The organism is Ruegeria sp. HKCCA6707 (assembly GCF_013033515.1).
Lineage (GTDB): Bacteria > Pseudomonadota > Alphaproteobacteria > Rhodobacterales > Rhodobacteraceae > Ruegeria.
In genome coordinates this window covers 115384-138726 of the sequence record NZ_WQEG01000008.1, presented here as the reverse complement: position 1 = coordinate 138726, position 23343 = coordinate 115384, and the positions used below count along the sequence as shown (strand labels likewise).

The following is a 23343-nucleotide window of genomic DNA, read 5'->3' as shown; positions in this document are numbered from 1 at the left end:
TTCTCACCCGCAGAGAAGTTCCAAGAGTGTGTTGCGGCGATCAGTTGAATCGGCACCGCAATGCAGACCTTTGCTCTCCAATTTGAACAAGTGGTTTTCTGGTAGATTTAATATGTTAGCAAAATCAAATGTTATGAGGTAGAGAATCCAATAGCTTCAATTCGTCACCATCGCCGGATTTGAGCATGTTACAATCTTGCCCCCTTACCGGAATCTACCTTTATTGCCGGGCTTTGTTCCGTGGCGGCGGCCGGTGGCAAAACCGAAGGATCGTGTTCACGCTACCTGACGTCTAAGCACGGCGGTAAACCAGGTCAAAAATAGTAGTGCCGGTAATAATACCCCTCAGGCGGCAGCTCGTCGAAATAGCCAGAAGCGCTCAGGTCGCGAGCCACCTTGAGGTTTTCCTCTAGTCTCTTGCGCCTTTTCTCAGCTTTCAGTGCCTGCTGTGCTTTGCGTTCTTCGGCAGGCCCGACAAGCCAGCTGAAGAATTGTCCCGGGGTTCGGTGTTCGGCAAAAGCCATCTCAGACTCCTCTCATATTCAGACCTTGTTCAGGAAAGAACATCAGAGCTTTCGATGAGGTCTTCCCCACCGAAAGGTTAAAGTTTCTTCAGCGAGTTCCAGAGACGTAATCGCGGGTATCAGTTGATCGGTACAAACTCGATCCGGCGGTTGCGGCGTTTGCCTTCAACCGTGTCATTCGAGACAACCGGGCGGCTCTCGCCATAGCCGACGGTTACAAGGCGTTCCGGTGCGATACCTTGATTGACCAGATAAGTATTGACCGCTTGTGCCCGACGTTCGCTGAGCGCGCGATTGGCGGCGTCCGAACCATCGCTGTCTGTGTGGCCCCCGATTTCGATCGTCAGATCTGGGCATCGGCTTACGATATCATGAAGATTGGTCAACAGCGGGATCGAAGCATCCGACAACCGCGCACTGCCTGAGTTGAAATAGATATTGCCGGTGCGCGACAGGATCTCCATCCGACCTTCGCAAGCTTCGCGATCCAGATCTCCTTTGGTCTCAAGCGCGGCAGCTCCGGGCGTGGCCGAAACCAGCTCTAGCTGCGGTGGGGTGCCGGGTTGGGCGCGGTCGAAGACAAACCCGAAGCTGATGAACCCAAAGGGCAGAATGTCGACGCCTGCCGCCTCTTCGAGCTTGGCACGGCCTTCTTCAAGGTTGAAATCCGTCAAGGCGATCGCGATCGGGGTGGTGTTGGCCACTGCGACCCGGTCATTGTCGACCAATGTGATCGCAACCTGTGCGGTGCTTTCCTTGGTCACACCGTGCAACGAAAGCTGATACGGCAAGTCGATGATCTTGTGCCGCGTCTGATGCAGATCGATCAGCTTTTCCGGGGGCAGCTGTGCCGTGATCACGGCCTCGGGGAAATTGAAGGTTTCAAAGAACAAGAACCGCATACGCACATTGCGCAAGTCAATCTTGGTGTCCACGCTATCCATCTGCACACGGATCTCTGCTGCGCCTTCTGGGCTGATCACACCAGATAGGGTTGCAAAACCGCTATTTTCGGCAATCGAGTTCTTTTTGACCGACAAAAACTGCAGTTCGGAAGACCTAGCATCCAGTTCCCATCCATATTCAAAAGGATCAATGCTCTGTGCCCATGTGGAATTGGCCGCAAAAATCGTCAAAATGGTAAAAACTAATCGCACCAAGCCTGAATGTGACATGTGTGAACTATTTCCTATCTTTTTTGCCCCCAAATTGAATAAGACAGGAACGAGCCACAACAAAGTCAAAAAAGCTGGCTAGTCAGATCCGACTCAGCTTGGTGCGCCCATGTCACGGGCTGAATGGAAAAAGGGATTCAAGGGACCGAACGTGCGTCACGTAGTCAAAATTTTGGTTTCGCTGGTAAGCCTTTGCTGGGCCCTGCAGGCTTGGGCCGAACCGCGCATCGCGTTGGTTATCGGCAATTCGGCATATGGATCTGTTTCGGCCCTGGACAATCCTGTGAATGACGCTGCGCTGATCGCCGAGAAACTGACCGGCCTTGGATTCGAGGTTCGACATCTATCCGACAGCCACCAAGTGGATATGAAACGCGCCATCGCACAATTCGGGCGCGATCTGCGCAATGGTGGAGAAGACGCCGTCGGACTGTTCTATTATGCAGGGCATGGCGTGCAGTCTTTCGGCTCGAACTATCTTCTGCCGATCGACGTGTCTCTGAACGACCCGGCCGACCTCGATCTGATGGCGGTCGAAGCGCGCTCAGTTCTGCATCAGATGGCTTCGGCAAAAAACAAGACAAATATTGTGATTCTCGACGCCTGCCGGAACAATCCGTTCGAAGATCTTGTGGACATGGACGACAACGGCCTGGCCGAAATGAAGGCTCCAACCGGAACATTCCTGGCCTACGCGACCGACCCGGGCGGGGTGGCGCTGGACGGGGAAACCGGAAACAGCCCCTTTACCCTAAGCCTTGCCAAACACATCGATACGCCCGGTATGGCGATCGAACAGTTGTTCAAGAAGGTCCGAGTGGATGTTTTGGAAGAAACCCGTGGCCTGCAAACACCTTGGGATACTTCATCGCTGACCTTGGACTTTACCTTCTCGACCGAAACACAAACGCAAATCACACAGCACGAAAGTGAAGAGGATCTGTGGCAAGCAGCCAATAGCTCTCGCGACCCCGTACAGATCATGCTGTTTATGAGAGCCTATCCCAACAGCGTTCACTCAACTGACGCGGCGGACCTACTGCAATCTGTCATGGCCGAGTCTTTCGGCACACCAATTAGGCCCGCCGCGACAGACTCAGACCCAGAACAACTCAAGGCCGAGGCAACTGAAACAGATCGACTGATGTATGAGTTGGCGCTCACAGACGACACAATTCATTCATACGAGGTTTATCTTCACAGCTTCCCGGACGGTGTTTTCGCCGATGATGCCGTCGAACGCATGGCAGCCCTACGATTGGGTGAAGAAACGGTAACGCGCAAAGCCGAGCCCAATGTCGAGGCGCCTGACGCAGAAAACAAAGGGGCGATTTCTGCCGACATCGTTCTAACGCTCGACTCTCCACTGACATTTGGAAACTCGTATGTGCTTGGGCAATCGATCAATCAATTGGTGGCGGGCTCGCCTCAATTCCCTCCGATCGACGGGCTCCCCGAGGAGCTGTGGAAAGATCAAAGCTGCTCCAATTGCCATCAATGGACCGCTGAAGCCTTATGCGATCAGGCGCAAACCTATGTCGAACGCCCGGCGGCAGGAAATGTCGCGAAACAACACCCCTATGGCGGCGGTCTGAAAGTCAATTTGCGTCGCTGGGCATTGGATGGATGCCAAGTGTAGCTTAAGGTAGCATTGTCCAGTTTCAGACTAGCTGAACGCGACATTGCAACCGCCAACCTGCTGGACAGACAAGGGACACGGATTTACCTTGGCACGACACCAACAAAAGGATCGTGCCCATGTCCAAGACGCTTACCCTTGCCGCGACAAGCCTTGCACTTTTGTCTACTGCCGCCTTTGCAGATGGGCATTGTGCTGCGGGCAAAACGCTGACCGACGGCAAATTCACCATCGCGACCGGTAATCCGGCCTATTACCCTTGGGTTCTGGATGACGCACCGGAAAACGGGCAAGGGTTTGAAGCTGCTGTGGCCTATGCTGTGGCCGAAGAAATGGGCTTCGCCGCCGAGGACGTGGTCTGGGTGCGATCTTCGTTTGATGAGGCGATTCAACCGGGTGCGAAAGAGTTTGATGTGAACATGCAGCAATATTCGATCACACCGGAACGGGATCAAGTGGTCGATTTCTCGGCACCCTACTACACCGCGCCCATGGCTGTGCTGGTTGGCCCCAACGCCACTGAAACCGAACCAAGCATTGAAGCTCTGAAAGGGCTGCAATGGGGGGCTGTGGGCACAACCACTGCCGTACCGAAACTGGCAAGTGTGATCCAACCCGACAACGATCCACTGCTCTATGGTGACAATGCGGATGTGAACGCGGCCATCTCGGCCAATCAGATTGACGCGGCCCTGTTCGACCTGCCGACCGCTCTGTTCCTGAGCGCGGTGATGATCGAGGGTTCGAAGGTGATCGGTCAATTCCCAGCTGATGCCAGCGACAATCCCGATCAGTTCGGCATGTTGATGGAGGATGGCAACCCGCTCAAGGCTTGCGTGGATGAGGCCATCGCGGCGCTGGACAGCAACGGCAAGCTTGCAGAGATCGAGGCAAAATGGCTTCAGGACACCACCGGTGTTCCGCTGATCAAGTAACATGACCAAATCACAGGCGGCGGGGCAGACCCGCCGCGAACGCTATGAGGCGCAGCAGCGGCGCAGGTCTTTGATCATCGCCGCAAGCAGCACTGTTTTTGTGTTGGCAGCTTTAGTTCTTCTGGTGCCCTTGGCACCGGGCTGGCAGAAGGTGCAGCTGAGCTTTTTCAACGGTGAGGTTTTGCTGAAGACCTTTCCCAAACTGCTCGAGGCGTTTCGGATCAACGTGATGATCTTTGCCTGGTCTGCTCCGGCCATTGCCGTTTTGGGCCTGCTTATTGCCCTGGCACGAGACGCAAAATCCCCGGCGCTGTTTCCGCTGCGCATATTCGGTGCTGCGTTCACAGATATCTTTCGCGGCGTACCGGTTATTCTGACCGTATATCTGATCGGTTTCGGCATCCCGGGTCTGGGCCTGCCGCGCCCGTGGAACTCACCCTATATCTGGGGCTCGCTGGCGCTGATCCTGACCTATTCCGCCTATGTGGCCGAGATTTTCCGGTCGGGCATCGACAGCGTACATCACAGCCAACGCGCGGCGGCGCTGTCTTTGGGTTTGTCCGAACGGCAGGTGATGCGCGATGTGGTGCTGCCTCAGGCGGTGCGCAATGTGGTGCCATCGCAGATGAACATGCTGATCGCGCTGCAAAAAGACGTCTCGCTGCTCAGTTTTATCGGCCCGGTTGAGATCTTTCGCCAGGCCGGTGTTTTCAAGTCGCTACTGGCGAATTTCACTCCTTATGTTGGAGCCGCGATCATCTTTTTGATCGTGACCATTCCGGCCACGCGCTATGCCGATCACCTGATGGCGCGCCAGATGCGAGAGAGACGGTAATGGCAAAACTGGAACTGCGCGGCGTTGTCAAACGGTTTGGCGACAGAACCGTGTGCGACGGTATCGATCTGGATGTTGAAGAAGGGCAGATGGTCTGCCTGATCGGCGCCTCAGGCGCGGGCAAGTCCACGCTTTTGCGCTGCATCAACCTGCTTGAGCCCATCGAAGACGGTGAGATTTTCTTTGACGGAGAAGATATTGCCGTCCCCGGCTTGGATCCGCAATCGGTGCGGGCGCGGATAGGGATCGTGTTTCAAAGCTTCAACCTCTTTCCGCATATGACAGCCATTGAAAACGTGATGCTTGCCCCGCGTCGCGTGCGCGGCAAATCGCGGGCCGAATTGCTGCCCGAGGTTGAGGAGTTATTTGCACGATTTGGTCTGGCCGACCGAATGCACAACTATCCCGATCAACTGTCGGGCGGTCAGCAACAGCGCGTCGCGATTGTCCGCGCCCTGGCCATGCAGCCCGAGGTGATGCTGTTTGACGAAATCACCTCGGCGCTTGATCCGCAATTGGTGGGTGAAGTTCTGGACGTGCTTTTGATGCTGAAAAAGCAGGGGATGACGATGGTCATGGCAACACATGAGATGGGCTTTGCGCGCGAGGCCGCCGACAAGGTCTGTTTCCTGCAAGACGGTCGTATCGTAGAAGAGGGTAGCCCCGAGGAACTGTTTGGAAACCCGAAAAAGGCAGCCACTCAGGCGTTTTTGGCGCGGGCACTGAAATAGCCCACTATACGCGTGATCAGGTCACGCGCGCCGGTCCCAGCGATGCGCGCTCGATGATGTGCGTTTCAAGTTGTTTCGACGTGCCCGAAAAGCTGCCCTCAACCATTGCAATCAGCATATCCGCCGCTCTGCGCCCCATCTTTCGATGCGGGACATGCACAGTTGTCAGAGCTGGGCTGACCACGCGCGCCAGTTCGATATCGTCGAACCCGGTGATGGAAACGTCATTTGGCACGTGCAGTCCCATTTCGGTAGCTCGCTTTATGGCACCAGCGGCCAGAACGTCATTGCCGCACAAGACCGCGCTTGGTCGCGGCGTCGATGTTATCAATTTGGAGAAGGCTGCAGCCCCGCTTTCGATATCATAGCTGCTTTCGATGATCGGCAAGGCTTGCGGATCAAGCCCATTCGCCGTTGCCGCCGCTTGAAATCCTTCGATTCGTTCACGCGCTCGGTCATTCCCCGAACTGATGCCCGAGATCATCGCGATACTCTTATGGCCGTGGTCCAGCACCTTGCAGGTCAGATCAAACATGGCCGCGCGATTGTCAAACCCGATTGATGGTAGCGGCGCGTCAGAACGATAAGACCAAGCGACCAAAGCGGGCACGTTCTGCCGCGCAAGATAGTCATGTATCGCCGGATCCCGTTCATGCCCGATCAACAGAATCCCGTCCGCACCGCGGGCCACAAGGGTTCTGATCTGTTCCTTCTCGATCTTCGGATCATAGGCCGAGCTTGAAACCAAAAGGGTATAGCCGCGACTGTGCAGTTCTTCCTGAAACGCCTGCAAACCACGAGCGAAAATGGCGTTCTCCATTGTTGGAATGATCGCACCAATGGTCAGGCTGCGCTTGGCGGCCATTACCTGGGCGGCGAAATTCGGGGTATAGCCCAGGGCCTCGACCGCCGACATCACCCGTTCACGGGTCGCCTCGACCACACGTTTGGGATCGTTGAGGCAGCGGGAAACGGTGGCTGTGGACACTCCTGCTTTTTTAGCGACATCCCCAAGGGTCGGAGCCGCATTTAGTTTCGACATTTCTGAACTCTTGATTTGCCAATACCAAAGAAGGTAGCGGTTTTCGAATTTGGGGAAAAGCCCAAATGCAAGCGCTTGCATTTTGCGTGTAAGCGCTTACATTGCACGTCCACGCCTCTGCGCGAGGGCGGCACATTTGTTGAGGGATCTTTGAACCATGCCACGTGACTATCTGAAAAAGGCAACGCTAACCTCTCAGTCTCATGCAGGCGAAGTGCATGAAACAGTCAAAACTATCCTCGCGGATATCGAGACCGGAAGAGATGCCAAGGCGCTGGAATATGCAGCCAAGTTCGACAAGTTCGATGGCAATGTCTTACTGACACAGGCCGATATTGACGCTGCAATCGCGCAAGTGCCGGAGAAGCTGAAAGCCGACATCCGTTTTGCGCATGACAATGTGCGCCGGTTTGCCGAGACACAGAAAGCCACCGTATCGGACGTGCAGATGGAGATCGTGCCAGGCTTTGTCGCCGGGCAAAAGGCGATCCCGGTGGATGCGGCAGGGTGTTATGTGCCGGGCGGGCGATACAGCCATATCGCCAGTGCGATCATGACAGTGACCACCGCTAAGGTGGCCGGGTGCCGCCATATCACCGCCTGTTCTCCGCCGCGCCCCGGCGAAGGAGTCGCGCCAGCAATCGTCTATGCCGCGCATATCTGCGGGGCCGACAGCATTCTGGCCATGGGCGGGGTGCAGGGCGTGGCAGCGATGACCTATGGGCTGTTCGGTTTGCCCAAAGCGAATATTCTGGTGGGTCCAGGCAACCAGTTCGTTGCCGAAGCCAAACGCATTCTCTACGGCAAGGTCGGCATCGACATGATCGCGGGGCCAACCGACAGCTTGGTTCTGGCAGACGGTCAGGCCGATGCCCATGTGGTGGCGACCGATTTGGTCAGTCAGGCGGAACATGGCTATAACTCACCCGTCTGGCTGGTGACCGATGATCGCGCGCTTGCTGAACAGGTGATGGAGCAGGTGCCCGTTCTGATCGAAGCTCTGCCCGAGTTGAATCGTGAGAACGCGTTTGCGGCCTGGCGCGACTATGCTGAGGTGATCCTGTGTTCGGACAGGGAAGAAATGGCGGCCTGTTCCGATGAATATGCGCCGGAACACCTGACAGTTCAGGCCGCAGATTTGGATTGGTGGTTGGATCGGTTGACCTGTTACGGATCCCTGTTTCTGGGTGAAGAAACCACCGTGTCCTATGGCGACAAGGCCACCGGCACAAACCACGTGCTGCCAACCTCGGGCGCGGCCAGCTATACGGGTGGTCTGAGTGTGCATAAGTACATGAAAATCGTCACCTGGCAGCGGGCAACGCGTGAGGGGTCGAAATCGATTGCCGAAGCCACCGCGCGCATTTCGCGCCTGGAGGGGATGGAAGGGCACGCCCGTGCCGCAGATGTCCGCCTGGCCAAATATTTCCCGGATGAGCAGTTCGACCTGACCGCAGATGGATGATCCGCGCCGCCTGTTCGATCTGACGGGGCGGGTGGCTTGCGTCACGGGGGCCAGCTCGGGCCTTGGCCGCCAGGCCGCGCAGACCCTGGCAGCTGCCGGTGCGCGGGTGGTGGCTGTAGCGCGCCGTCGCGAAGCGTTGGCGCGTTTGCAGGATGAAATAGGCCCCTCCGCCGCGGCGATTGCAGTAGATGTGGCGGATCGGGATCAGGTTCAAGCCTTGGCTCGGCAGATATCCGACCCGTTCGGCGCGCCGGACATTGTGGTGCATGCCGCAGGCGTCAACACGCGCGAAGCGGCGGATGACGTCACTGTCGATGGATGGGATCAAACCTTGGCGCTGAACCTGAGCGCTCCGTTCTTTCTGAGCCAAGCCTTAGTGCCCGCCATGAAAACGCGCGGATGGGGGCGGATCGTCACCTTTGCATCACTGCAAACAACGCGTGCCTTTCCGGGGGGCATCGCCTATGGTGCCAGCAAGGCAGGGATCGGCCAGCTGACCCGCGCGATGGCCGAGGCTTGGTCACCTTTCGGTATCACTGCCAACGCCATAGGGCCGGGGTTTTTCCCGACCGAACTGACCCAGGCCGTGTTTGATGACGACGAGCGATCCGCACGCAATGCCGCCCAAACCTGTATCGGGCGCAATGGTCGGATGGACGATATCGACGGACCAATCCTGTTTCTCTGCTCGCAGGCGTCCGACTATGTGACGGGGCAGGTTCTGATGGTCGACGGGGGGTTTACGGCGAAATGAAAGCTTTGGTCTATGAAGGCGTTGAACAGGTCGTGCATAGGGATGTCCCGGATGCGGTCCCCGGACCAGACGAACAGCTGATCCGCGTTGACGCCGTTGGCATTTGCGGGTCTGACATGCACGCCTATCTGGGGCATGATGCACGGCGGCCCGCGCCTTTGATCCTGGGCCATGAGGCCGCAGGTGTCATCGTTGGCGGCCCGCAGGATGGGGCACGGGTTACAATCAACCCGCTGGTGTCTTGTCGGGCTTGTACCTATTGCACCTCGGGCCGCGAAAACCTGTGCCCGTCCCGGCAGATCATCTCGATGCCGCCGCGCGAAGGGGCCTTTGCGCAATACGTGGCCATGCCCGCGCGCAATCTGGTTGAGGTGCCGGACCACGTTTCTTTGGCCAAAGCCTCTCTGGCTGAGCCATTGGCCGTCAGTTGGCACGCGGCGCGTCTGGGCCTTGAGGCTTTGCACCCGGCGATGGAGCGCCGTGCACTGGTCATTGGGGGTGGCGCCATTGGGGTGGCGGCGGCCTTGGCGCTAAAGGCGATGAACGTTGGCGACGTCACAATAGTCGAGCCAAACGACCTGCGCCGTGCCTATCTGGACGAGATTGATGATCTGAAGACCACCCAATCAGCCAATGGGGAATACCCGCTGGTCATCGACGCCGTAGGCTATGCCGCAACGCGCGAGACCGCCTCAGCGCTGGCGGCACCCGGAGGTGTGATCGCGCATGTGGGTCTGGGTGACGGCGCGGGCGGTCTTGATGTGCGGCGGATGACTTTGCAGGAGATTACTTTCATCGGCACTTACACCTATACAGATCAGGATTTTCGCGACACGGCGCAGACAATCTATGACGGCCGGCTAGGCGCGCTGAGCTGGATAGAAGAACGGCCGCTCTCTGATGGGGCTGCAGCCTTCCGGGAGTTGCGGGCAGGCGAGGTGCCTGCACCCAAAATCATCCTGAGACCCTGGGACTAGGCATCCAACCGCTCTGACCAAGGGTCAGTTGCGTGTGTGTCCGGCAAAACAGGTCGAGACAAACTCGCCAAAGATCTTGTTCTTCTGGCCCGCCCGCGATTCAGGTGAGAACAGAAACCAGATCGGGGCCTCGGCCTCCCACAACGAACCCGGCGCAACTTCGATCAAGCGGCCCTCTTCCAGTTCAGTCTGGATAGCGAGGCGGGATTTGATTGCCAGCCCAAGCCCCTGAACCGCCGCGTCGGTGAGCATGTCGGAATTGGAAACCAGAACGTTCGATTTCACTGTGGCATCCCGCCTGCGGCCTTTGGCATCGCATAGGGACAACCGGGTCTGCCACGGCAGGCAAACCCAAGGGTGTTGCAACAGATCGGTTGCCGATTGTGTCAGATTATGACGGGCCAGAAATTCAGGCGCCGCGCAGATCACCCGGTGATTGTCGCTGAGCTTGCGCGCCACCATGGCGCTGTCGGCGAGTTTGCCCACACGGATGGCGCAGTCCTGCCCCTCGGCCGACAGAGACACAAACCGATCCACGGCGAGGAATTCGAAGGTCAGGTTGGGATGTTGCGCCCGAAATTTCGGCAGCCCCGGCAAGATGAAACGCGACAGAACCCAAGGTGACATTGTGACCCGCAGATGTCCCGTCAGCTGTGCCAACCCGCTTCCGGCGTCCCGTTCGGCTTGCGTCAAGTCGGCCAAAATGATCCGTGTGCGATCAAAGAATATCTGCCCCTCATCGGTCAGCCGCAACATGCGGCTATTGCGATGGAACAGCGTCAGTTTCAGCGCCATTTCCAGCTTGTTCAGACGGTGGCTTGCGGTGGCCGGTGAAATGCCCACCCGCTTTGCGCCTGCCGTGACACCCTGTGCGTCAGCGATGGCTACAAACGTCTTTAGGTCGTCGATGCTATACATTCGGTCAGATCATTCGATTATTTCGAACACAGGTTTCCATATTGAGCCTATTTATCCAAGTTATTCAATTGATCTATCCCTTCGCCAAGTAAACGGAGGAGACTGCCTTGAAGAAACTGTTGTTTGCCGCTGGGTTGAGCGTGGCGCTGACCGGGATCAGCCATGCCGAAGGTTTGGAAACCTATCTGGATTTTCCAAAAGATATGCCTCCGGGTAATTTGGCCATTGGGCCTGATGGCCGGATGTTCATGTCTGTGCATGAATTCTATGGCCCAGAACTGCGGGTGGTTGAGGTGATGCCCGACGGCACAACCAAGCCCTATCCGACCGAGGAATGGGCTCGCGCACCTGTCGAGGACGGCGACGGTTTGCGCGGTGTTTTGGGTCTGCGGGCCGACCGTGAGGGCATCTTGTGGATGCTCGACGGGCAGGGCGAAGGGCAAACCGGTCGTGTTGTCGGCTGGGACACCAAGGCCGAAAAGCTGCACGCCATTTTTTATGTCGGACAGCCCGCTGCGCGCGCAACATCGTTCCTGAACGATCTGGCCATCGACCGCGAACACGGCGCGATCTACATCTCGGATACCGGTGACGGGCAGAACTCAGCCATTATCGTCATCGACATGGACACCGGCCGTGCCCGACGGGTTCTGGAGGGCAGCCAGTTCACCATTCCCGAAGACACGCCAATGATCATTGACGGGCGCGAGATCCTATTGGGTGGCAATCCCGCCAAGATCGGGATCAACCCGATCACCATCGATCCGACCAACACCTGGGTCTATTTCGCGCCAATGACGGCCAGCGCGATGTACCGTGTCCGCACCACCGATCTGCTGGATGAAAGCCTGAGCGATGCGGATCTGGCCGCCAAGGTCGAACGCTATGGCGACAAGGTCATCTCGGATGGATCAACTGTTGATGCGGATGGCAATGTCTATATCACCGCGATGACCGACAATGCTCTGGGTGTCACCAAACCCGACGGCACCTATGAGGTGTTGTATCAGTCGGATGAGGGGCTGCCCTGGCCGGACGGTTTTGCGATGGGCGTTGATGGATATGTCTATGCCACGATCAACGAACTTCACCGTTCACCGGTGCTGAACGGGGGCGAAGACGCGTCAATCGGGACCTACAAGATTGTCCGGTTCCCGGCCCTGGGTACGGGGATCAGCGGCCGATAAAATGATTGGACCGCCGTCACCGGCGGTCCAACTTGTTCAGCGGGCGCCGTACTCCTGCCGCAGCAGGTTTTTCTGCACTTTCCCCATCGTGTTTCTGGGCAGTTCTGTCAGAATCTCATACCGACCGGGATGTTTGAACCGCGCGAGTTTTTCTTTCACAACCGCAGCGATCTGATCGATGGAGAGCGCCACCCCGGGTTCGGCGACAAGGGCAGCCACAATCGCTTCGCCAAAATCCGCATCCGGCACGCCAAAAACGGCAGATTCCAGCACCCCATCGATGTCATTCAAAACATCTTCGACCTCTTTGGGGTAAACATTGTAGCCGCCGGTAATGATCATATCCTTGGACCGGCCCACAATCGTCAGATAGCCATCTGCACTGAATTGCCCAAGATCACCGGTGATAAAGAATCCTGTGTCCCGCAGCTCTTCGGCGGTCTTTTCCGGCATCTGCCAATAGCCCTGGAACACGTTGGCACCGCGCACCTCGATCATCCCAACCTCGCCCTGGGGCAGGGGGGCACCGGTTTCAGGGTCGGTCACGATCACGTCTGTGCCGGGCAGGGGCATGCCAACGGTGCCCGCGCGACGTTCGCCGTCATAAGGGTTTGACGTGTTCATATTGGTCTCGGTCATCCCATACCGCTCCAGAATACGGTGCCCGGTTCTGGCGGTGAAAGCCTCGTGGGTTTCGGCCAAAAGCGGTGCACTGCCCGAGATAAAAAGGCGCATATTTGCGGCCGCCTCTTTGGTCAGGCGCGGGTCATTCAGAAGCCTTGTATAGAAGGTGGGAACACCCATCAGCATGGTTGCATCAGGCAGAGCGTTGAGGATCGCATCAGCGTCAAAGCCGGGCATGAACACGACCTGTGATCCGGCATAAAGCGCGGTATTCAGCGCGACAAACAGACCGTGGGTGTGAAAGATCGGCAAAGCATGGATCAGACGGTCTTTGGCGGTGATCTGCCAGTGATCCGTCAGCACCTGGGTGTTGGACAGCAGATTCTCATGGCTCAGCATCGCGCCTTTCGAACGGCCCGTGGTGCCTGACGTGTAAAGCAGCGCCGCCAAGTCGCCGGGCGTTCGGGGTACGGTTTCGAACCGCGAGGGTTGGCCTTTCGCCGCATCGCTCAGGCTTCCATGCCCATCCGCATCAAGGGTTAGAAGCCGGGCACCGGCTTGCGCGGCGATGTCCCCCAACGCTTCAGACGTTGACGGGTCACAGACCAGCAGCTTAGGGGCCGCGTCAGAGACGAAATAGGCGACCTCATCGCGTTTATAGGCGGTATTCAAAGGCAGAAACACAGCCCCGGCCTGAAGCGTCGCCGCATAAAGCAATACCATCTCGACCGTTTTATGCGCCTGCACAACCACACGATCCCCCGGATGCACACCGGCTGCTTGCAGGGCGTGCGCAAACTGAGCGGCGCGTGCAACTAATTCAGCATAGCTGAGATCAGCTATGCCCGCGCGGATTATGAAACAGGAGGGATTGGTCGCGTGGGGTGCGAAGAGTGCGTCATAAAGAAGGTTGGACATTCGAGATGTTACTTTCGTCTGGTAAGGCACGGGGCTGTTTACGATCCATGTGAGGCCCAGTTCAATTGGTCAGTCGGGGTGCCCGCCTAACCATCGCGCCCAGGCTCATTTGGGTTGCTTGAAAACAGCGCAATCTTGTTGCCCTGCGGATCCCGCAGATAGCTGACATAGAATTGTGGCCCATAGTTGGGGCGAAAACCTGGTTGACCCTCATCTGTACCGCCTGCGTCCAGGGCGGCGGCATGAAGTCGACGCACTTGCTGCTGGTTGCCTGCCTCGAAAGCCACCATCGCCCCGTTACCGGTCGAGGCCGCCGCACCGTCAAACGGGGGTTTCACATAGAAGTCTGGATAAACAGGTCGCTGACCGGGCGCGACTGGCAGCGCAAAGCTGAGCCCCTCGGGCCCTTCGTCCAACGTATAGCCCAACGCAAGCAAGAACGCAGAATAGAACCGTTTTGCTTTGGCAAGATCGTCAGCGCCGACAGTAACATAGGCAATCATCGGGATGGGTCCTCTGGTCTGCTAACCTAGCGAAGGTGGTGTTACACAAAAGGTGCGATGTGAGCGCTACTTCGGTGTTCTCGGTAGGGGCCCGGCACACTTTCCAGGCACAAAACGACCCAACCCCAAAAAAACGCGATATGTGCGAACAATTTTCCGAATACCAAGTAGACTGTTGCGCAAATAGATCCGTAAGAAAAAATAATCTCGCTTTATAGATATGAGTTTGGCGATGATTGTATTGCACTTTTTTTCAACACCGTCCAAGGGCTGTGGCAGGTAACGTGTAGCGTTAGTGACAACGCATTTATCCATTGTTAAGAGTTCGAGTAGTTTAAGAAGGGTACTGATTGATGCAAGTAGAAGAGACCGCTCTGCCGGGGGTTGTCGTTCTAACACCCAAGCGGTTCTCCGACGAGCGCGGTTTTTTCAGCGAAAGCTGGAACAAAAACACGCTGGCCACCCATGGGATAGAGTTTGATTTCGTACAAGACAATCACTCTCTGTCGATTGAAACGGGTACGTTGCGCGGGTTGCATTTTCAAGCCCCACCGCATGCACAGGACAAACTGGTGCGCTGCGGTCGTGGGGCGCTTTTGGATGTGGCGATCGATATCCGCAAAGGCTCGCCCACCTTCGGCAAATGGATCTCGGTTGAGCTGTCGGCCGAGAACGGTCGCCAATTGCTGGTCCCAAAGGGGTTTTTGCACGGCTTTCTTACGCTGAAGCCTAACACCGAGATTTGTTATAAATGCACCGATTTCTACGCACCCGACTGTGACGGTGTAGTTCACTGGGACAGCTGCGGGGTTGATTGGGGGTTGAGCAAGCCCGCGATCCTGTCTGAAAAAGACACACAGGCCGCAAGGTTTGACAACTTTGACAGCCCCTTCATATGGGAGGGCACGGCATGAAGATCATCGTGACCGGAGGCGCCGGCTTCATTGGGTCGGCGGTCGTGCGCCAGGCCATCGGGCAGGGGCATCACGTGGTCAATCTGGACGCGCTGACCTATGCGGCGTGCCTGGACAATGTGGCAAGTGTGGCAGGAGCCCCCGGCTACAGTTTCGTGCAGGCCGACATTCGTGACCGTGCCGCAATGGACCGGGTTTTTGCCGAACATCAACCAGATGCAGTGATGCATCTGGCCGCCGAATCCCATGTCGACCGCTCAATCGACGGACCCGGCACCTTTATCGAGACCAATATCACCGGCACCTACACGCTGCTTGAAGCCGCCCGCGCCTATTGGCATGGCAAAGGTCAGCCCGACGGGTTTCGGTTTCACCATATCTCGACCGATGAGGTCTTTGGTTCGCTGGGCGACACCGGTGAGTTTACCGAAGACACCGCGTATGATCCCCGCTCGCCCTATTCGGCGTCAAAGGCGGCCAGCGACCACCTCGTGCGCGCCTGGCATGAGACCTATGGGCTGCCGGTTGTCCTGTCGAATTGTTCGAACAACTACGGGCCGTATCATTTCCCCGAAAAGCTGATCCCTGTGGTTATCCTGAATGCTCTGGCGGGCAAACCGATCCCGGTTTACGGCAAGGGAGAGAATATCCGCGATTGGCTCTATGTCGAAGATCATGCCGACGCGCTGCTGACCATCCTGCAAAAGGGACAGAACGGTCGCTCTTATAATGTGGGCGGTGAGAACGAGGCCAAGAATATCGATCTGGTCCGAATGATCTGCGCCATTCTGGATGAAAAACGCCCCACCGGCGGGTCATACGCAGACCAGATCACCTTTGTGGCCGACCGCCCCGGTCATGACCTTAGATATGCCATTGACCCGACCCGGATAAGAACCGAGCTGGGATGGCGCCCCTCTGTCACGCTTGAACAGGGGTTGGAGCTTACGGTGCAATGGTATCTGGACAACGAGGAGTGGTGGCGCGAACTACAAAACCGGCAGGGTGTGGGCGAGCGTTTGGGAGTAAAAGCGTGATCCTCGTGTTTGGCAAGACGGGGCAGGTGGCGCAGGAACTGGCCGCCTATTCCAACGTGTCTTGCCTGGATCGAGCCGCTGCAGACCTTTCTGATCCGGAAAGCTGCGCGCAGGCGATACGCAATACCAAACCCGCGGCGGTAATCAACGCGGCAGCCTACACGGCGGTTGACCGGGCGGAAGACGAAGAAACGGCTGCGCGCATTATTAATGGTGACGCGCCGGGGGCCATGGCAAGGGCCTGTGCCGATCTGGGCATCCCGCTGGTTCATATCTCAACCGATTATGTGTTTGACGGGTCCGGCACCGCGCCTTGGACACCTCAGGATGCGACCGCGCCACTGGGTGCCTATGGTCGCACCAAACTGGCCGGAGAGCAGGCGATCATGGCTGCCGGGGCCTATCATTGTATCTTGCGTACCTCCTGGGTGGTGTCTGCACATGGCAGTAATTTCATCAAGACCATGCTGCGGCTTGGACGCGACCGTGATGATCTGACCGTCGTAAGCGACCAAATCGGCGCCCCGACCTCGGCGCGCGCAATCGCTGCGGCCTGTATCATTATGGCCGAGGGCTTGATGTCCGATCCGAACAAATCCGGCATCTATCACTTTTCGGGTAGGCCTGAAACGAGTTGGTCCGATTTCGCGCGCGAGATATTCAGCCGCACGCAGATCACCTGTTCGGTCACGGATATCCTCACCCGGGACTACCCGACCCCTGCAACGCGGCCGTTGAATTCGCGCTTGGATTGCAGCGCAACCGAAAAGGTTTTTGGCCTTACGCGACCCGACTGGCGTCAAGAGCTGACACAGATATTGGAAGACTTAGGAGAAACCGGATGACGGATCGCAAAGGGATCATCCTGGCCGGGGGCAGCGGCACGCGGCTCTACCCGATTACGATGGGGCTGTCGAAGCAATTGCTGCCGATCTACGACAAGCCCATGATCTATTATCCGCTCAGCGTGCTGATGCTGGCCGGTATCCGCGATATATTGATCATCACCACCCCGCAGGATCAGTATCAGTTCCAGCAAACTCTGGGCGACGGGTCGCAATGGGGTATTTCGCTCAGCTATCAGGTTCAGCCCAGCCCGGATGGTCTGGCGCAAGCCTATATCCTGGCCGAAGCGTTTCTGGACGGCGCGCCGTCGGCGATGATCCTGGGCGACAACATTTTTTTCGGCCACGGCCTACCGGTTCTGATGGCCGCAGCGGATCAGAAACCTTCTGGTGGCACCGTGTTTGGCTATCACGTGGCCGATCCCGAACGCTATGGCGTGGTCGCCTTTGACGAAGCCGGGCGCGCCCGTGAAATCATCGAGAAGCCCGAGGTTCCGCCCTCACGCTATGCTGTGACGGGGCTTTACTTTCTAGATGCCACAGCACCCGAACGGGCGCGTGCTGTCAAACCCTCGGACAGGGGCGAATTGGAGATCACCGAGCTTCTGCAAAGCTATTTGGAAGAGGGCGCATTGCAAGTCGAAACCATGGGGCGCGGATATGCCTGGCTGGATACGGGGACGCATTCATCGCTGCTGGACGCTGGAAACTTTGTGCGCACGCTCGAGGAGCGGCAAGGGTTGCAAACCGGCTGTCCCGAAGAGATTGCCTATCAACAGCAATGGATCAGCCGCGAGGCCCTGGAACAGCAAGCCAAACGGTTTTCGAAGAACGGCTATGGCGCCTACCTGGCCGGGCTTCTGGACTAGCACAAAGCCAACTGACAAGCTGAATACAACGCAGACAGCATATGCTGCTGCGGTTGCGAAGCTATGGATTTGTGTCATAGTGGCTTGACAATATTGAGTTCTATTCCACGCTCTGAACCCGTTCCGATGATCACGGATATGACTTGAAGGCGGTTTAGGCTGTATCAGTTTGGTAATGGTGACTAGTGAAACTCGATGCATCAGAAACTGAACCAATAATCAAAAGACCTTCTTCAGCGGAGAAAAATTTCTACCGTCTGGCGATTGACAAGCTGCGGGCGAAAATCCTGCAAGTTGGCGGGCTGAGCGCAATCGTCAACTTTTTGATCCTGACAGGCCCGCTTTACATGATCGTTGTATACGATCAAGTCTTGCCCTCTGGGTCGCTGGATCTTCTGGGTAAACTCTTTTCGCTCGTGATCATCCTGTTTGTTCTATTTGGCGTCTTCGAGTGGTGGCGAACACGGATCTTGTCTCGAGCCAGTTACCAACTGGATGCCGAAACACGCGATACGGTATGCGAAAAATGGCTGGTAGAAGCTATCGAACAGCCAGGCTCTCAGCATGATCCCCTTCGCGATCTCGAGATCATGCGGAACTTCATAAGCAGCCCCGTCGTATTGGCGTTGTTCGACCTGCCCTGGATACCACTTTTTCTAGGGGTGGTCTTCTGGATCCACCCCTGGCTGGGTTTTTTAACCATCTCTGGTGCTGCAATTGTTATCGTTGCAGCGTTGCTGAACAGAAAACTCACTCAGGTGCCCGTCTCGCAAGCGACTCGAGCTGACAATCACGAGCGCAGTTTTATTCGCCACGCTCACCGCGACGCCGAAACGATATTCGGATTAGGGATCAAAGATAATGTCATCGCGCATTGGGAACGCTTACACCAGCAAAGCATGTCGCACTTTTTCAAAGGTTCAGACACTTCTGATTATTTTGCAGCGTTCTCAAAAGGCTTTCGACTCTTCTTACAATCAGCACTGCTAACAACCGGCGCTGTTCTAGCGATTCAACACCAGATCTCTTTGGGTGCGATCATTGCGGTATCGGTTCTTGCCGGTCGCGTTTTGGCCCCTCTGGATCACGTTATCACCCAGTGGCGCATTTTCGGTCGTGTGTTGTCTGCTCATCGCAGGCTTTCGGCGTTGCAAGCTGTGCCAGCAGAACCGGTAACGGTGGACCCGTCCGCAAACCTGATCACCCAATTGCGCGTCGATGCGATAAGTAAGTCCGCTCCAACCGGGGCACAAATGACGCGGCCTTACATCCTGAGCCAGGTAACACTGTCCCTGCAGCCCGGAGACGGGTTGGTGGTGATAGGCAACAGCGGGGCAGGCAAGTCCAGCCTGGCCAAATTGCTTGTGGGCATCTGGACACCTGACACCGGACAGGTCTTGCTGGGTGGCGTCCGGGTGGTAACACAGCGCAATAGTTCGAGCAGGCCGTCCGTCGGCTATTTGCCACAGCGCGTAGACCTATTGCCCGGTACCATCGCCCAGAACATATCTGGCTTTGAAGAGCAAACCGACGAACAAGACATTGTTCAGACCGCACAGATCGCTGGCATCCACGATATGGTCCAGAATATGCCCGATGGGTATAGGACACGCATCGGTCTGGGTGGCTACCCTTTGTCAGGTGGTCAGGTTCAGCAGCTGGGTTTGGCCAGAGCCATCTTCAAACAGCCTCGATTGATTGTGTTGGACGAACCAAACTCAAATCTGGACAAGAGTGGTAACGCCGCCTTGGTCAAAGCGATTCAAGACCTGCGCAACCGCGGCAGTATCGTCGTAACCATGGCACATCGTCCAAGTATCGTTGAAGCCGGAAACAAAGTGATGATCCTGCACGAGGGGCGTGTATTGAAGCAAGGTGATCGAGAAGAGGTTTTCACAACGCCGCCGGTAGAAAAGCAAAAGATGAAAATCGCACCTCTGCCCCCCAGACAGCGCAGAGTAACCTCGGCTGGAAAAAGACGTCAAAGCTGACCACAGAGTGGCATACAGTCGCAAACATACTGATTCTCGAATGCGACTCGGATGAGCAAGCGAAATGTGTGGATTCCACGATTTTGCCTTATTTCAGCGGCAAAACTTCGCCGATTGCTCACGGAACTACCCCTAATTACCTCCATTTTTCAGCAACTAGCCACCGATCATCCATAGTATCGGCTCCTTTCTGCCGTAATCGAAGGGATAATTAACAAAATAGATGCAGTTTGTTTCCACCCCGCATAACCGTTGATTGGGGAATGGAAATCCGAGCAGGAGAAAACTACGGATGACAATCTATAACGTAACCAACGCAGCAGAGCTCACGGCTGCGTTGTCCAGCGCAAGCGGTGGGGATGAGATCCGCTTGTCTGGGGGCGATTACGGCGCTTTGAACATCAGCAAATCGTTCAATTCTGAAGTCCGCATCGTCTCTGACGATCCAAGCAATCCCGCCAGTTTCTCGACTATGAATATCAATGGCGCGTCGAATATTACTATCGACGGCGTCGAATTTGACTACAGCTTCAGCGCTGGTGACAAGATTTGGTACGAACCGTTTCAGATCAACAACAGCTCTAATATCGCGATCCAGAATTCCACTTTCGATGGGGATGTCGCAAGTGGTTTGACCGCAGAAGATAATGGATACGGCGCCGGGAAAGGCCTGGCCGTTGATGGGTCGGACGGCATCACCTTCACCGGAAATGTCATGTATGATTTCTGGAAAGCTGCGGTATTTACAGACAGCACAAACCTGAACGTTTCTAACAACGAGATCCACTCGATCCGCTCGGATGGCCTGAACTTTGTACAGGTGCAAGGTGTCCTTATCGAAGGAAACTATATCCACGACTTTGAAGCATCGCCAACGTCGGGCGACCACCGGGATATGATCCAGTTCTGGACGAACAAAACAACCGAAGCGACGACGGACGTAGTCATCCGAAACAACACCTTTGACATCGGTCAGGGAAGTTGGACGCAAACGATCTTCATGCGCAATCTGGCGGCTGAACAAGGCAACACGTCCTTGTTTTATCAGAACATCACGATCGAGAATAACGTCATCTACAATCAGCAGTATCACGGGATCACGGTCGGTGAAACCAATGGTCTTGTGGTCAGCAATAACACGATCGTACAGGCTTTCGGCGATCCCAATATGCCGACGACAGGTGGTTCATTGGCACCACCACAGATCAATATCGCCTCCAGATCGACAAATGTAACTATCGAGCAAAACGCGGTCGCAAAAATTGACGGGTATAGTGGTCAGTCAAACTGGAATGTTCAAGACAACGCACTGATCCAAAACAGTAATCCAAACGGCGCAGGTTTTTATGGGGACGTTTTCACGGCCCAGTCACTTAACGATAGCACGCCTTACCACAATTACGATGTGATCCCAGGCAGCATTGTCGATCTTCTGAACGCGGGGGCGATCCTCGCACATCCTGAAGAAAGTCAGTCGTCAGTTTCGACCCCGACGACCTCGACACCGACAACCTCGACACCGACCACAACCACTCCTGTCATTACTGACCCGGTTGACACGGCTGTCACTGATCCTGTTCAGACCACAGACCCGACAACAGTCACGGTTGACCCTGATCCTGTGGATACCAGCGGGAGTTCTTCATCCAACTTTGATGTCAGCTCCTTTGCGATAGACGCCTACATATTGGACTTGGATGATATCGAAGGCACATCTGCACTGAAAGGCGATGCCAAAGTCATAACGACAGCGTCCGGTGAAAAAGCGCTTTATCTGGATGGTGTGAAAGACAAGGCCGACTTGGGTCGTCTGAAGCCGCTAGAAGACTCTGATCAGATTTCGTTTAGCATTGACTTCAAACGTGACACTGCTGATGGAAAAACAGAAGCCTTGGTCTGGAACCACAAAAAGATTGGTGTTTCGCTGGTTGGTGACGGGCTGGAAATTCAGGTTGCGAACAATGACTCCAAATTCTCAGACGGGTTTATCCTGAAAGACCTTGGTCTGAACGATACCGATGAGCATCAGCTGACGGTCATCGTTGATGCAGTAACCGACCGAATCCAGGTGATCGTGGATGGTGAACTTGTTCTCGACGAACAAAGCTATGATCTCGATTTTGTCGGTGCTGGTGGCAAAGAGTGGGGTTGGACCCTGGGGCCCAAATGGGGCAACGGGTTTGATGGCGAAATCTACGACTTCCGCATCGACGACCAAGCAAACTTCTTTGACACAACAAATGTCATCGACGACTCGATGGCTGTGTTTGGGTGATAGTATTCGGGGCGCGGGGAAACTCGCGCTCCTTTCTTGTTCGGTCTGGCAAAAACGATACCAGCCAAACTTGCCTGATTAAAACCAATCCGGCGATAATTCTTGCTGTTTTTGACGACTTCGCGCGAGGACGCGGGAAATCCTTACAAACTATCCTAAAATATGTAATGAGGGGGCAGGGCCGTTACCCCTTTTTTTGGTTCCAAATTTGAATGAGTAAAGCAGTGACCCAAATCGACCCAAGTGACACCCCGCGGGTGTCAATAATCGTGGTGAGCTACAACACCAAAGACATGACGCTAGAGTGCCTGCGCTCGGTTCAGGAGCAGACCCAAGTTCCTTATGAATTGATCGTCGTCGACAATGCTTCGACCGATGGTTCGCCCGAGGCGATTGCGACCGAATTCCCCGACATCGAATTGATGGCAGAAAAAGACAACCACGGGTTTGCTCTGGCCAATAACATTGCGGCCCTAAGAGCACGTGGCGAATACCTGTTGCTGCTAAACCCCGATACGGTTGTCTTGGATCACGCCATCAATCATCTTATTGAATTTGCGGATAAAAACCCACAAGCGCGGATTTGGGGTGGCAAGACCTACTATGGTGACATGTCGCTGAACCCGACAAATGCGTGGAACCAGATGACCCTGTGGGGCGTGATCAGTCAAGCGCTTGGGTTCTCGAGCGTGTTTCGAAAAAGCGATTTGTTCAACCCAGAAGCCATTCCAGGTTGGGACCGTGACAGCGAGTACGAAGTTGATATCGTGACAGGCTGTTTCTTCCTGATCAAACGCGATTTTTGGCAAGAACTGGACGGTTTTGACAAAGCCTTTTTCATGTATGGAGAAGAAGCAGATTTATGCTTGCGCGCGCGCGCGAAAGGCGCGCGTCCACGCATCACACCAACGGCTCAGATCATCCACTATGCGGGTGCTTCTGAAAAAGTACGCTCGGACAAAATGGTGCGGTTGCTAAGGGCAAAGATGACGTTAATCCAGCATCACTTCCCCAAATGGCAACGAGGGATCGGACAATCTATGTTTCGGCTGTGGCCCTGGTCGCGTATGGTGGGGCTGAAACTCTTGCGCCGGCAGGAGGCTGCGACGGTCTGGGGTGAGATCTGGCATCGGCGCAAGGAATGGCAAGACGGGTATTGACGCCGGGAAAGTGATTTTTGGTTAG

The 23343-nt window shown here is 55.9% G+C and carries 21 protein-coding genes; 15 read left to right on the top strand and 6 right to left on the bottom strand.

Annotated elements, in window-relative coordinates; genetic code table 11:
- Positions 1 to 314 precede the first annotated feature (314 nt).
- Both GOW40_RS17815 and GOW40_RS17810 read right to left on the bottom strand, forming a co-directional pair.
- Complete coding sequence (locus tag GOW40_RS17815) at positions 315 to 524, bottom strand: hypothetical protein (protein WP_171136730.1); 210 nt, start codon at positions 522 to 524, stop codon at positions 315 to 317.
- 119 nt (positions 525 to 643) lie between these two features.
- Positions 644 to 1699, bottom strand: coding sequence for an OmpA family protein (locus GOW40_RS17810; RefSeq protein ID WP_171133122.1), 1056 nt, complete (start codon positions 1697 to 1699; stop codon positions 644 to 646).
- 109 nt (positions 1700 to 1808) lie between these two features.
- Here GOW40_RS17810 and GOW40_RS17805 point away from each other — a divergent pair, with 109 nt between their 5' ends.
- From GOW40_RS17805 to GOW40_RS17790, 4 genes are all read left to right on the top strand, one after another.
- Positions 1809 to 3338, top strand: a complete 1530-nt coding sequence (locus GOW40_RS17805; RefSeq protein WP_171133123.1) for a caspase family protein — start codon at positions 1809 to 1811, stop codon at positions 3336 to 3338.
- Between the two features lie 119 nt (positions 3339 to 3457).
- Positions 3458 to 4273, top strand: a complete 816-nt coding sequence (locus tag GOW40_RS17800) for an ABC transporter substrate-binding protein (RefSeq protein ID WP_171133124.1) — start codon at positions 3458 to 3460, stop codon at positions 4271 to 4273.
- 1 nt (position 4274) lies between these two features.
- Complete coding sequence (locus GOW40_RS17795) at positions 4275 to 5108, top strand: amino acid ABC transporter permease (RefSeq protein WP_171133125.1); 834 nt, start codon at positions 4275 to 4277, stop codon at positions 5106 to 5108.
- Positions 5108 to 5839 carry an amino acid ABC transporter ATP-binding protein gene (locus GOW40_RS17790; RefSeq protein ID WP_171133126.1) on the top strand — a complete coding sequence of 244 codons (732 nt, stop codon included), beginning with the start codon at positions 5108 to 5110 and terminating at the stop codon, positions 5837 to 5839. Before GOW40_RS17795 ends, GOW40_RS17790 begins: the two co-directional genes overlap by 1 nt.
- 16 nt (positions 5840 to 5855) lie before the next feature.
- Here the strand turns inward: GOW40_RS17790 and GOW40_RS17785 are convergent, their stop codons facing one another.
- Positions 5856 to 6881, bottom strand: coding sequence for a LacI family DNA-binding transcriptional regulator (locus GOW40_RS17785; protein WP_171133127.1), 1026 nt, complete (start codon positions 6879 to 6881; stop codon positions 5856 to 5858).
- A gap of 157 nt (positions 6882 to 7038) precedes the next feature.
- Between GOW40_RS17785 and hisD the strand changes: the two genes are divergently transcribed.
- The 3 genes from hisD to GOW40_RS17770 are packed head-to-tail and all read left to right on the top strand — an operon-like array spanning position 7039 to position 10077.
- A complete protein-coding gene (gene hisD, locus GOW40_RS17780; RefSeq protein ID WP_171133128.1) occupies positions 7039 to 8346 on the top strand; it encodes a histidinol dehydrogenase in 1308 nt (435 codons plus the stop codon).
- Positions 8339 to 9100: an SDR family NAD(P)-dependent oxidoreductase gene (locus tag GOW40_RS17775; RefSeq protein ID WP_171133129.1), complete on the top strand. Its 762-nt coding sequence runs from the start codon at positions 8339 to 8341 to the stop codon at positions 9098 to 9100. Before hisD ends, GOW40_RS17775 begins: the two co-directional genes overlap by 8 nt.
- Positions 9097 to 10077: an alcohol dehydrogenase catalytic domain-containing protein gene (locus GOW40_RS17770; RefSeq protein WP_171136731.1), complete on the top strand. Its 981-nt coding sequence runs from the start codon at positions 9097 to 9099 to the stop codon at positions 10075 to 10077. Before GOW40_RS17775 ends, GOW40_RS17770 begins: the two co-directional genes overlap by 4 nt.
- Positions 10078 to 10101: 24 nt before the next feature.
- Here the strand turns inward: GOW40_RS17770 and GOW40_RS17765 are convergent, their stop codons facing one another.
- A complete protein-coding gene (locus GOW40_RS17765; RefSeq protein ID WP_171136732.1) occupies positions 10102 to 10995 on the bottom strand; it encodes a LysR family transcriptional regulator in 894 nt (297 codons plus the stop codon).
- A 107-nt stretch (positions 10996 to 11102) separates the two neighbouring features.
- Between GOW40_RS17765 and GOW40_RS17760 the strand changes: the two genes are divergently transcribed.
- Positions 11103 to 12182, top strand: coding sequence for an SMP-30/gluconolactonase/LRE family protein (locus GOW40_RS17760; protein ID WP_171133132.1), 1080 nt, complete (start codon positions 11103 to 11105; stop codon positions 12180 to 12182).
- Between the two features lie 36 nt (positions 12183 to 12218).
- Here GOW40_RS17760 and GOW40_RS17755 read toward each other — a convergent pair whose 3' ends face one another.
- Positions 12219 to 13724, bottom strand: a complete 1506-nt coding sequence (locus GOW40_RS17755) for a malonyl-CoA synthase (protein WP_171133133.1) — start codon at positions 13722 to 13724, stop codon at positions 12219 to 12221.
- An 86-nt stretch (positions 13725 to 13810) separates the two neighbouring features.
- Entirely contained in the window at positions 13811 to 14227 is a 417-nt protein-coding gene (locus GOW40_RS17750) for a VOC family protein (protein ID WP_171133134.1), read from the bottom strand.
- 353 nt (positions 14228 to 14580) lie between these two features.
- Between GOW40_RS17750 and rfbC the strand changes: the two genes are divergently transcribed.
- The 7 genes from rfbC (at position 14581) to GOW40_RS17715 (ending at position 23318) form a co-directional block, all read left to right on the top strand.
- On the top strand, positions 14581 to 15141 hold the full coding sequence (gene rfbC / locus GOW40_RS17745) for a dTDP-4-dehydrorhamnose 3,5-epimerase (RefSeq protein ID WP_171133135.1): 561 nt from the start codon (positions 14581 to 14583) through the stop codon (positions 15139 to 15141).
- Positions 15138 to 16178, top strand: a complete 1041-nt coding sequence (gene rfbB, locus GOW40_RS17740) for a dTDP-glucose 4,6-dehydratase (RefSeq protein WP_171133136.1) — start codon at positions 15138 to 15140, stop codon at positions 16176 to 16178. Before rfbC ends, rfbB begins: the two co-directional genes overlap by 4 nt.
- Positions 16175 to 17023, top strand: a complete 849-nt coding sequence (gene rfbD, locus GOW40_RS17735) for a dTDP-4-dehydrorhamnose reductase (protein ID WP_171133137.1) — start codon at positions 16175 to 16177, stop codon at positions 17021 to 17023. The genes rfbB and rfbD overlap by 4 nt, the downstream gene beginning before the upstream one ends.
- Positions 17020 to 17892 carry a glucose-1-phosphate thymidylyltransferase RfbA gene (rfbA, locus tag GOW40_RS17730; protein WP_171133138.1) on the top strand — a complete coding sequence of 291 codons (873 nt, stop codon included), beginning with the start codon at positions 17020 to 17022 and terminating at the stop codon, positions 17890 to 17892. The genes rfbD and rfbA overlap by 4 nt, the downstream gene beginning before the upstream one ends.
- A gap of 185 nt (positions 17893 to 18077) precedes the next feature.
- A complete protein-coding gene (locus GOW40_RS17725) occupies positions 18078 to 19883 on the top strand; it encodes a type I secretion system permease/ATPase (protein WP_171133139.1) in 1806 nt (601 codons plus the stop codon).
- A 292-nt stretch (positions 19884 to 20175) separates the two neighbouring features.
- On the top strand, positions 20176 to 22158 hold the full coding sequence (locus GOW40_RS17720; protein WP_171133140.1) for a right-handed parallel beta-helix repeat-containing protein: 1983 nt from the start codon (positions 20176 to 20178) through the stop codon (positions 22156 to 22158).
- 212 nt (positions 22159 to 22370) lie between these two features.
- Positions 22371 to 23318 (top strand): glycosyltransferase family 2 protein, encoded by a 948-nt coding sequence (locus GOW40_RS17715; RefSeq protein WP_171133141.1) that lies wholly within the window; start codon positions 22371 to 22373, stop codon positions 23316 to 23318.
- The last annotated feature ends 25 nt before the right edge of the window (positions 23319 to 23343 follow it).

What these genes read in the sequence shown, in the direction of transcription:
- GOW40_RS17815 (WP_171136730.1), bottom strand. Translation starts at nt 524, where the DNA reads ATGGCTTTTGCCGAACACCGAACCCCGGGACAATTCTTCAGCTGGCTT.
- GOW40_RS17810 (WP_171133122.1), bottom strand. Translation starts at nt 1,699, where the DNA reads ATGTCACATTCAGGCTTGGTGCGATTAGTTTTTACCATTTTGACGATT.
- GOW40_RS17805 (WP_171133123.1), top strand. Translation starts at nt 1,809, where the DNA reads ATGTCACGGGCTGAATGGAAAAAGGGATTCAAGGGACCGAACGTGCGT.
- GOW40_RS17800 (WP_171133124.1), top strand. Translation starts at nt 3,458, where the DNA reads ATGTCCAAGACGCTTACCCTTGCCGCGACAAGCCTTGCACTTTTGTCT.
- GOW40_RS17795 (WP_171133125.1), top strand. Translation starts at nt 4,275, where the DNA reads ATGACCAAATCACAGGCGGCGGGGCAGACCCGCCGCGAACGCTATGAG.
- GOW40_RS17790 (WP_171133126.1), top strand. Translation starts at nt 5,108, where the DNA reads ATGGCAAAACTGGAACTGCGCGGCGTTGTCAAACGGTTTGGCGACAGA.
- GOW40_RS17785 (WP_171133127.1), bottom strand. Translation starts at nt 6,881, where the DNA reads ATGTCGAAACTAAATGCGGCTCCGACCCTTGGGGATGTCGCTAAAAAA.
- hisD (WP_171133128.1), top strand. Translation starts at nt 7,039, where the DNA reads ATGCCACGTGACTATCTGAAAAAGGCAACGCTAACCTCTCAGTCTCAT.
- GOW40_RS17775 (WP_171133129.1), top strand. Translation starts at nt 8,339, where the DNA reads ATGGATGATCCGCGCCGCCTGTTCGATCTGACGGGGCGGGTGGCTTGC.
- GOW40_RS17770 (WP_171136731.1), top strand. Translation starts at nt 9,097, where the DNA reads ATGAAAGCTTTGGTCTATGAAGGCGTTGAACAGGTCGTGCATAGGGAT.
- GOW40_RS17765 (WP_171136732.1), bottom strand. Translation starts at nt 10,995, where the DNA reads ATGTATAGCATCGACGACCTAAAGACGTTTGTAGCCATCGCTGACGCA.
- GOW40_RS17755 (WP_171133133.1), bottom strand. Translation starts at nt 13,724, where the DNA reads ATGTCCAACCTTCTTTATGACGCACTCTTCGCACCCCACGCGACCAAT.
- GOW40_RS17750 (WP_171133134.1), bottom strand. Translation starts at nt 14,227, where the DNA reads ATGATTGCCTATGTTACTGTCGGCGCTGACGATCTTGCCAAAGCAAAA.
- rfbC (WP_171133135.1), top strand. Translation starts at nt 14,581, where the DNA reads ATGCAAGTAGAAGAGACCGCTCTGCCGGGGGTTGTCGTTCTAACACCC.
- rfbB (WP_171133136.1), top strand. Translation starts at nt 15,138, where the DNA reads ATGAAGATCATCGTGACCGGAGGCGCCGGCTTCATTGGGTCGGCGGTC.
- rfbA (WP_171133138.1), top strand. Translation starts at nt 17,020, where the DNA reads ATGACGGATCGCAAAGGGATCATCCTGGCCGGGGGCAGCGGCACGCGG.
- GOW40_RS17720 (WP_171133140.1), top strand. Translation starts at nt 20,176, where the DNA reads ATGACAATCTATAACGTAACCAACGCAGCAGAGCTCACGGCTGCGTTG.
- GOW40_RS17715 (WP_171133141.1), top strand. Translation starts at nt 22,371, where the DNA reads ATGAGTAAAGCAGTGACCCAAATCGACCCAAGTGACACCCCGCGGGTG.